The organism is Streptococcus cristatus (assembly GCF_001578775.1).
GTDB classification, from domain to species: Bacteria; Bacillota; Bacilli; order Lactobacillales; family Streptococcaceae; genus Streptococcus; species Streptococcus cristatus_A.
The window spans coordinates 1614522-1624565 of record NZ_KQ969062.1 but is presented as its reverse complement, the minus strand read 5'-3'; the positions used below and the strand labels follow the sequence as shown (position 1 = coordinate 1624565).

Here is a 10044-nt window from a genome sequence, read left to right as displayed (position 1 = left end):
AGCGCTAGTTGATGATAAATGATAGAAAACGACTAACTTGATGACCAAGTTAGCGTTTTCTAGTGTCTGCAAATTATTTGGTTAAACCGTAGTTGTAGTCATCGTCTTGCATGGCTTCAACTTCACCAAGAAGGTAACCATTTCCGACCTGAGAGAAGAAGTCGTGGTTAGATGTTCCTGTTGAGATCCCGTTCATGACGATTGGGTTGACATCGTCCGCTGAATCTGGGAAAAGTGGATCTTGTCCCAAGTTCATGAGTGCCTTGTTGGCATTGTAACGAAGGAAGGTTTTAACTTCTTCGGTCCAGCCAACACCGTCATAGAGACTTTCTGTATAGCCCTCTTCGTTCTCGTAGAGGGTATAGAGGAGGTCGTACATCCATTCTTTGAGCTTTTCTTGCTCTTCTTCAGGCAATTCATTGAAACCAAGTTGGAATTTGTAACCAATGTAGGTTCCGTGAACAGATTCATCACGGATGATTAGTTTGATGATTTCCGCAACGTTGGCTAGTTTGTTGTTACCAAGATAGTAGAGGGGTGTAAAGAAACCAGAGTAGAAGAGGAAGGTTTCAAGGAAAACGCTGGCAATCTTCTTTTCTAGGGGGCTACCATTGAGGTAGATTTCATTGATAATTTCAGCTTTTCTTTGAAGATACGGGTTTGTGTTGGTCCATTCAAAGATTTCTTCGATTTCAGCCTTGGTATTCAAGGTAGAAAAGATGGAAGAATAAGATTTTGCGTGGACGGATTCCATGAATTGGATATTATTGAAGACGGCTTCTTCGTGGGCAGTACGGACGTCCTTGCGTAGGGCATCTACACCAGATTCAGACTGGAGGGTATCCAGCAATGTCAATCCTCCGAAGACCTTGCCGACCAAGTCTTTTTCCTTGTTGGACAATTTTCTCCAGTCATCGAGGTCATTAGACAAGGGAATCCGTGTATCGAGCCAGAATTGCTCCGTCAGCTTTTCCCAAGTTGATTTGTCGATGACATCTTCGATGGCATTCCAGTTAATGGCTTTGTAGTAAGTTTCCATGATAATCTCGCTTTAAACTTCTAATACTTGCTTATGTCGCCAATGGAATGATTTCCTTGGCGTCATTACGATAGGTGTTATTTAATATTTTATTTTGTTGAATTTAAATGGTGTAATTGTAAATTGTTACTTACTAAATCACACAGCTTTCACATTGGTTGGCACCTACTTCACTGCCATCATCAGTGAAGGTGCGGACGTAGTAGATGGACTTGATTCCCTTGTTGAAGGCGTAGTTACGCAGGATAGAAAGGTCACGGGTTGTTTGCTTGCTTTCTTTTTTCCACTCATAGAGGCCTTTAGGAATATCGCTGCGCATAAAGAGAGTCAGTGAAAGTCCTTGGTCCACGTGCTCAGTTGCGGCTGCATAGACATCGATAACCTTGCGCATGTCCATGTCATAGGCGCTGGTGTAGTAAGGAATAGTCTCAGTTGATAAACCTGCCGCAGGATAGTAAATCTTACCGATTTTCTTTTCCTGACGTTCTTCGATCCGTTGAGTGATTGGATGGATTGAAGCAGAAACATCATTGATATAGCTGATAGAGCCATTTGGTGCAACAGCTAAGCGGTTTTGGTGGTAGAGGCCATCAACCTTGACTTTGTCACGAAGTTCTGCCCAGTCAGCAGCGGTTGGGATAAAGATGCCTACAAAAAGTTCTTTGACGCGGTCAGACTGAGGTACAAATTCACCCGTCAGGTATTTGTCAAAGTATGTTCCGTTAGCATAGTCAGATTTTTCAAAGCTATGGAAGGTCACGCCACGCTCGCGAGCGATATTGTTAGACTCAACTAAAGTCCAGTAGTTCATCAGCATGAAGTAGATGCTAGTGAACTCTACAGCTTCCGCTGATCCATAATCGATCAGCTGCTGTGCTAAGTAGCTGTGCAGTCCCATGGCACCGAGTCCAAAGGTATGAGCCAGACTATTACCATTGTCGATAGAAGGCACTGCAGTGATGTGAGAGCTGTCTGTGACAAAGGTCAGAGCGCGTGTCATGGTCCGGATCGACTTGCCAAAGTCCGGCGACGCCATCATGTTTACAACATTAGTAGAGCCTAAGTTACATGATACATCTGTTCCAAGACGGAGATATTCTTGCGCATCATTCAAAAGGCTAGGTTCTTGTACTTGCAGGATTTCAGAGCAGAGATTGCTCATGATAATCTTGCCGTCAATCGGATTGGAGCGGTTGGCGGTGTCAATGTTGACGACATAAGGATAGCCGGATTCTTGTTGGAGTTTGGAGATTTCTGTTTCCAAATCACGTGCTTTAATCTTCGTTTTGGTGATCTTAGGATTAGCGACCAACTCATCGTATTTCTCTGTGATATCGATATAGGCAAATGGTACACCGTATTCACGTTCGATTGAGTAAGGGCTAAAGAGGTACATTTCTTCATTCTTGCGCGCTAATTCGTAGAATTTATCTGGAATGACAACACCAAGCGAGAGAGTTTTAACCCGAACTTTTTCATCCGCATTTTCTTTCTTGGTAGACAGGAAGGAGATGATGTCAGGGTGGAAGACATTGAGATAAACAACCCCAGCTCCCTGACGTTGGCCCAGCTGGTTAGAGTATGAGAAGCTGTCCTCAAAGAGTTTCATAACAGGTACAACGCCAGATGCAGCGCCCTCGTAACCCTTGATAGGAGCTCCAGCTTCCCGCAGATTACTGAGGGAAATTCCGACTCCGCCTCCGATACGAGACAATTGCAGGGCGGAGTTGATGGAGCGGCCGATTGAGTTCATATCATCTGTTACTTGGATGAGGAAGCAAGAAACCAATTCGCCACGACGAGCCCGGCCAGCGTTGAGGAAACTTGGTGTAGCCGGTTGATAGCGCTGGTGGATGATTTCATTTGCGATATCCTTGGCAATGGCTTCATCTCCGTTGGCAAAGTAGAGGGCATTAAAGAGCACCCGATCTTCCATGCCTTCGAGATAATATTCACCATCATTGGTTTTCAGTGCATACTGGTTGTAGAATTTATAGGCAGCCATGAAAGATTTGAACTTGAAATCTTGAGCATGGATAAAAGCAGACAACTCTTCGATATATTCAGGAGAATAGAGTTGGATAAATTCTTTTTCCAAGTAGTTCTCTTCGATTAAGTATTGAATTTTTTCAGTAATAGAAGCAAACTTCATCGTGTTTGGTTCAACATTTTCTTTAAAGAAGGCTTCCAAGGCTTCTTTGTCTTTGTGAAGCATGATTTGCCCATTGACTGGACGATTGATTTCGTTATTTAGACGGAAGTAAGTCACATCTTCTAAGTGTTTGAGTCCCATAATTTTCCTTTTTCTAAAATGTCTTTTGCTTTTACAAAATAAACGGCTCCTACGAATGATAGGAGCGGCAACAAAGCTCTAAATACTGGTGAGATTATGATAATTTTTTAAGTTTACCAGGCTGGAAACCAGAAAATGCTTCAGTTGGCGTTTGAATAACAGGCGCTGCATTGAAACCGAGGCTTTTAACATGGTCGATGTATTCTGGTTGCTCATCAAGGTTGATTTCGCGATATTCCACATTGTTGGTATCAAGAAAACGCTTGGTCATCTTGCATTGAACACAATCGTTTTTAGAGTAAATAGTTACCATTAGATGATTCCTCTATACTTTCATTTTCTTAAATTTTAATCTGAAACTAGTATATCTAAAAGCGAATTCGATGTCAACAGTTTTGAACTAAATATTGTATGATATTTTCTTATAGCAACTATTGAGATACAATATATAGTGTGTAAAACATCAAAATAAAGAGAAATAACCACAAGGAGTAACAGCGCTTACTGTACTTTAAGAGAAGCTAGACCAAGAAGAATTCATTATAAAGAAGAAAGCCTTGAAACTATTTCGGAAAGAGAGGGAGTTGACGATTGAATCTACTATTTTAAAACAGAATTCATTTTCAAAGTCTAACGAAATATTTTGTAAGCGGGCTATAAAATTCTTGAAAAAGATTTCAAAAAGTGATATAATATCAACTTGTAAGGGTTATCACTTTAACTCAAAAAGAATTATTTTAAAGGAGAGTCTAACTATGGCTTCTAAAGATTTCCACATTGTGGCAGAAACAGGTATTCACGCGCGTCCAGCAACTTTGTTGGTGCAAACAGCTAGCAAATTTGCTTCAGATATCACTCTTGAGTACAAAGGTAAATCAGTAAACCTTAAATCAATCATGGGTGTTATGAGTCTTGGTGTTGGCCAAGGTGCTGACGTTACAATCTCAGCTGAAGGTGCAGACGCGGATGATGCTATCGCTGCTATCTCAGAAACAATGGAAAAAGAAGGATTGGCATAAGAAAATGACAGAAATGCTTAAAGGAATTGCGGCATCTGATGGTGTTGCTGTTGCTAAGGCATATCTATTAGTTCAACCGGATTTGTCATTTGAGACTGTTTCAGTCGATGATACGAATGCAGAAGAGGCTCGTTTGGATGCAGCTCTTGAAGCTTCACAGAACGAGCTTTCTGTTATCCGTGAGAAAGCAGTAGATAGCCTTGGTGAGGAAGCGGCTCAAGTATTTGACGCTCACTTAATGGTACTCGCTGACCCTGAAATGGTTGGTCAAATCAAAGAAACGATCCGTACTAAGAAAGTAAATGCGGAAGCTGGTCTGAAAGAAGTTACAGACATGTTTATCGCTATTTTTGAAGGTATGGAAGATAATCCATACATGCAAGAACGTGCGGCAGATATTCGTGACGTAACGAAGCGCATTTTGGCAAACCTTTTGGGCAAGAAATTACCAAATCCAGCTTCTATCAATGAAGAATCAGTTGTCATTGCACATGACTTGACTCCTTCTGATACAGCTCAATTAGACAAGAAATTTGTTAAAGCTTTTGTAACTAATATTGGTGGACGTACAAGCCACTCTGCAATCATGGCGCGTACGCTTGAAATCGCAGCCGTATTGGGAACCAATAATATCACTGAACTTGTTAAAGACGGCGATATCATTGCAGCAAATGGTATCACTGGTGAAGTTATCATTAACCCAACTGAAGAGCAAGCAGCAGCATTCAAGGCAGCTGGTGAAGCTTATGCGAAGCAAAAAGCTGAATGGGCTCTCTTGAAAGATGCTCAAACAGTGACTGCCGATGGCAAACACTTTGAACTCGCTGCTAACATTGGTACACCAAAAGACGTTGAAGGTGTTAATGCAAATGGTGCTGAGGCCGTAGGTCTTTACCGTACAGAATTCCTTTACATGGATTCACAAGACTTCCCAACAGAAGACGAGCAATACGAAGCTTACAAGGCTGTCTTGGAAGGCATGAATGGAAAACCAGTGGTTGTCCGTACGATGGACATCGGTGGAGATAAGGAGCTTCCTTACTTCGATATGCCACATGAAATGAACCCATTCCTTGGTTTCCGTGCATTGCGTATCTCTATCTCTGAAACTGGTGACGCTATGTTCCGTACACAAATCCGCGCCCTCTTGCGTGCTTCTGTACATGGACAATTGCGTATCATGTTCCCGATGGTTGCTCTCTTGACAGAATTCCGTAAAGCTAAAGCAGTTTACGAAGAAGAAAAAGCGAAATTGCAAGCTGAAGGAGTTGCTGTAGCGGACAATATCCAAGTGGGTATCATGATTGAAATTCCAGCAGCAGCAATGCTAGCTGATCAATTTGCCAAAGAAGTTGATTTCTTCTCTATCGGTACAAACGACTTGATCCAATACACAATGGCTGCTGACCGTATGAACGAACAAGTTTCATACCTCTACCAACCATACAACCCATCTATCCTTCGCTTGATCAACAACGTTATCAAGGCAGCTCACGCTGAAGGTAAATGGGCAGGTATGTGTGGAGAAATGGCCGGTGACCAAACAGCTGTGCCACTCCTTGTCGGTATGGGCTTGGATGAATTCTCTATGAGTGCCACTTCTGTCCTTCGGACTCGTAGCCTTATGAAGAAATTGGATACGAAGAAGATGGAAGAACTTGCACAACGCGCATTGACTGAATGTGCAACGATGGAAGAAGTTCTTGAACTTGAAAAAGAATATCTTGACTTCGATTAATCTGAAAATTAAGATCAGGAAATTTTCCTGGTCTTTTTTTGTTTTCTTCAGCGTCATAGTAGACCTAGTGTAGAAAGTGAGACTCGATGAAAAATCGAGAAATATGGAGAGTTCATATAAACAAAAGAAAATGATTTGTGAAATTTGTGAAAAATTTCCTTAAATTTATAAAATTTAGTTGAAATTTTCAGAAAATTTGATAAAATGATACTTAATAACATTTTGGAGGGGACACGTGACACAATATAAGAACTATATAAATGGAGAGTGGAGAGCTTCTGAAAATGAAATCACCATCTCATCTCCTATCAATAATGAGATTTTAGGAACTGTGCCTGCCATGAGTCAGGCAGAGGTTGATTATGCGATGGCGAGCGCTCGGGCGGCTTTGCCAGCTTGGCGCGCCCTTTCAGCAGTCGAACGTGCAGCTTATCTGCATAAGGCCGCGGATATTTTGGAGCGCGATCAGGAGAAGATTGGCGAAATCCTTGCAAAAGAGGTTGCTAAGGGTATTAAAGCGGCGATTGGAGAAGTTGTTCGGACAGCAGACTTGATTCGCTATGCGGCCGAAGAGGGAATTCGTATTCACGGTCAGGTCATGGAAGGTGGTGGCTTTGAGGCTGCCAGCAAGAAAAAATTGGCTGTGGTTCGTCGTGAGCCTGTAGGAGTTGTCTTGGCTATCGCGCCATTTAACTACCCAGTCAACCTGTCTGGTTCTAAGATTGCTCCTGCCCTTATCGGCGGAAATGTTGTGATGTTTAAGCCACCTACACAAGGTTCAATTTCTGGTCTGCTCTTGGCTCAGGCTTTTGCTGAGGCTGGTCTTCCTGCTGGTGTTTTCAATACCATCACAGGACGTGGTTCAGAAATCGGGGACTACATCATTGAGCATAAGGAAGTAAATTACATTAACTTTACTGGTTCGACTCCAATCGGAGAACGCATCGGTAAGTTGGCTGGCATGCGTCCAATTATGTTAGAATTGGGTGGTAAGGATGCTGCAGTCGTGCTGGAAGATGCTGACTTGGAGCATGCGGCTAAGCAGATTGTTGGCGGGGCATACAGTTATTCCGGTCAGCGCTGTACGGCTATTAAACGTGTCATTGTCATGGAGAGCGTTGCAGATAAATTAGCAGCGTTGATTAAGGCAGAGGTAGAGAAACTGACGGTTGGTGATCCCTTTGATAATGCGGATATCACACCAGTCATTGATCATGCATCAGCAGATTTCATCTGGGGCTTGATTGAAGATGCTCAAGAAAAGGGAGCGTCAGCCTTGACAGAAATCAAACGTGAAGCAAATCTCATCTGGCCTGCCTTGTTTGACCATGTGACACTGGATATGAAACTAGCTTGGGAAGAGCCGTTTGGTCCTGTTCTTCCGATTATTCGTGTGACTTCCGTTGAAGAGGCTATTCAGATTTGTAACCAGTCAGAGTTTGGTCTTCAATCTTCAGTCTTTACAAATGATTTCCCTAAAGCATTTGAAATCGCTGAGAAGCTGGAAGTGGGTACTGTACACATCAATAATAAGACCCAGCGTGGTCCAGATAACTTCCCATTCCTTGGTGTTAAGGGATCTGGAGCCGGAGTGCAAGGGATTCGTTACAGTATCGAAGCGATGACACAAGTGAAATCCATCGTGTTTGATGTGAAATAATGAGAAAGGCGGCTTTGTGCGGCCTTTTTTCTTACCTTTATGAACTTGTAATTCTAACAAGTGTTCGAACAATATAAAAATAAGCAAGCCTTTATATTTTTGATTACTTATCATTTTAAAATGTAAATTTACATATTGGTCTATACAAATTTTAACCGTTTTATCTCTAATTTTATATCAAATAATTCAGGTAAAAGCCTGTAGAATCAGTATTTCATGAGATCTTCTTCAACGATCTATTGATATAGCAACTCATTCTTGTAAAGAAATTGGGCTTTTGAAATTTTTGAGATAGTTTTTGGAAATTTACTTGAAAAATATAAGAAAATGGGGTAAAATAGAAACATAGAAAACGCTTACAAATAGAAAGGTGACTAAATGGACAAAAAAGAAGCATTAAGAACCTTTACAACAGGTGAAAACTTTCATTTGCAGCATTATTTAGGAGTGCATCAGGATGTGGTGGATGGCAAAGCTGGCTACACCTTTAGAGTCTGGGCTCCAAATGCGCAGAATGTGCATCTGATTGGAGATTTTACCAACTGGTATGGAGAGCAGATTCCTATGACTCGCAATGAAGGCGGTGTCTGGGAAATCTTCACGGATTTGCCTAAGGAAGGAGATATTTACAAGTACAATATCAAACGCAGTAGCGGTCAGGAAATCTTGAAAATTGATCCGCTGGCTATCTATTTTGAAGAGCGCCCAGGTACGGGGGCTATTGTTCGGAATATTCCAGAGAAGAAGTGGCAAGATGGACTTTGGCTGGCTCGGAGAAAGCGTTGGGGCTTTTTCTCAAGACCGGTCAATATCTATGAAGTGCATGCTGGATCTTGGAAACGTAATCCTGACGGCAGTCCATATTCTATGGCTCAGCTTAAGGAGGAGTTGATTCCTTATCTGGTAGAAATGAACTACACGCACGTTGAGTTCATGCCGCTTATGGCCCATCCTTTGGGACTCAGCTGGGGCTACCAGCTCATGGGTTACTTTGCCTTTGAACATACTTATGGAACGCCAGAGGAATTTCAGGACTTTGTCGAAGAATGTCACTTGAATAATATTGGTGTCATTGTGGACTGGGTTCCAGGTCACTTTACCATCAATGACGATGCCTTGGCCTACTATGATGGAACACCAACCTTTGAGTACCAGGACCATGACCGAGCTCACAACTATGGCTGGGGTGCCTTGAATTTTGACCTAGGAAAAAATGAAGTGCAATCTTTCTTGATTTCTAGTATCAAGTTCTGGATTGATTTCTACCATCTAGATGGGGTTCGTGTGGATGCAGTTAGTAACATGCTCTATCTAGACTACGATAGTGGTCCTTGGCAGCCAAACAAGGACGGCGGTAATCGTAACTATGAAGGCTACTATTTCTTGCAGCGTTTGAATACAGTTATCAAGCTGGCTCATCCAGATATCATGATGATTGCTGAAGAGAGCTCGTCCGAAACCAAGATTACAGGCATGAGAGAGATGGGCGGTTTGGGCTTTGACTTCAAGTGGAATATGGGCTGGATGAACGATATTCTCCGTTTCTATGAAGAAGACCCGATTTACCGCAAGTACGATTTTAATCTGGTGACCTTCAGCTTTATGTATGCTTTTTCTGAAAATTTCCTCTTGCCTTTCTCTCACGACGAAGTCGTTCATGGTAAGAAGAGCATGATGCATAAGATGTGGGGTGACCGCTATAATCAATTTGCTGGTCTACGCAACCTCTTGACCTATCAAATCTGCCATCCAGGCAAGAAACTGCTCTTTATGGGTTCAGAATTTGGTCAATTCCTAGAGTGGAAGTCAGAAGAGCAGCTGGAATGGTCAAATCTGGACGATCATATGAACAAGCAGATGCAAACCTTCACTTCTGCCCTCAATGCCTTTTATCGAGATAATCGTCCGCTTTGGGAGATCGATTTGAGCTATGATGGTATCGAAATCATTGATGCCGACAATACCGATCAGAGCGTCCTTTCCTTTATCCGTAAGACGGAAAAAGGAGATATGTTGGTCTGTGTATTCAATATGGTGCCAGTAGAGCGCAAAAACTTTACCATTGGTGTGCCAGTGGAAGCCATTTATGAAGAGGTATGGAATACTGAATTAGAGAAATGGGGAGGTGTTTGGAAAGAACACAACGAAACAGTTCAGTCTCAAGAGGGACTATGGAAAGATTATCCGCAGACCTTGACCTTTACGCTACCAGCTTTGGGAGCAAGTATTTGGAAAATCAAGCGTCGTGTGAATGTTCGTAAAAATGCTAAAAAAGATTCCACAAAGGAGTAGGAT

7 protein-coding genes are annotated in these 10044 nt (G+C 42.2%); 4 read left to right on the top strand and 3 right to left on the bottom strand.

The annotated features are described in order from the left end of the window. Window positions 1-73: 73 nt before the first annotated feature. From nrdF to nrdH, 3 genes are all read right to left on the bottom strand, one after another. Window positions 74-1039 carry a class 1b ribonucleoside-diphosphate reductase subunit beta gene (nrdF, locus tag SCRDD08_RS07920; protein WP_005589584.1) on the bottom strand — a complete coding sequence of 322 codons (966 nt, stop codon included), beginning with the start codon at window positions 1037-1039 and terminating at the stop codon, window positions 74-76. 133 nt (window positions 1040-1172) lie between these two features. Continuing rightward, complete coding sequence (gene nrdE, locus SCRDD08_RS07915) at window positions 1173-3332, bottom strand: class 1b ribonucleoside-diphosphate reductase subunit alpha (RefSeq protein WP_061423147.1); 2160 nt, start codon at window positions 3330-3332, stop codon at window positions 1173-1175. Window positions 3333-3426: 94 nt separating this feature from the next. Then, entirely contained in the window at window positions 3427-3645 is a 219-nt protein-coding gene (nrdH, locus tag SCRDD08_RS07910) for a glutaredoxin-like protein NrdH (protein WP_005589588.1), read from the bottom strand. A 442-nt stretch (window positions 3646-4087) separates the two neighbouring features. Here nrdH and SCRDD08_RS07905 point away from each other — a divergent pair, with 442 nt between their 5' ends. The 4 genes from SCRDD08_RS07905 (at window position 4088) to glgB (ending at window position 10041) form a co-directional block, all read left to right on the top strand. Next, complete coding sequence (locus SCRDD08_RS07905) at window positions 4088-4351, top strand: phosphocarrier protein HPr (RefSeq protein ID WP_005589589.1); 264 nt, start codon at window positions 4088-4090, stop codon at window positions 4349-4351. A gap of 4 nt (window positions 4352-4355) precedes the next feature. After that, window positions 4356-6089, top strand: coding sequence for a phosphoenolpyruvate--protein phosphotransferase (gene ptsP / locus SCRDD08_RS07900; RefSeq protein ID WP_061423146.1), 1734 nt, complete (start codon window positions 4356-4358; stop codon window positions 6087-6089). Between the two features lie 235 nt (window positions 6090-6324). Continuing rightward, on the top strand, window positions 6325-7749 hold the full coding sequence (locus SCRDD08_RS07895) for an NADP-dependent glyceraldehyde-3-phosphate dehydrogenase (protein WP_061423145.1): 1425 nt from the start codon (window positions 6325-6327) through the stop codon (window positions 7747-7749). A 378-nt stretch (window positions 7750-8127) separates the two neighbouring features. Continuing rightward, window positions 8128-10041, top strand: a complete 1914-nt coding sequence (gene glgB, locus SCRDD08_RS07890; protein ID WP_061423144.1) for a 1,4-alpha-glucan branching protein GlgB — start codon at window positions 8128-8130, stop codon at window positions 10039-10041. The last annotated feature ends 3 nt before the right edge of the window (window positions 10042-10044 follow it).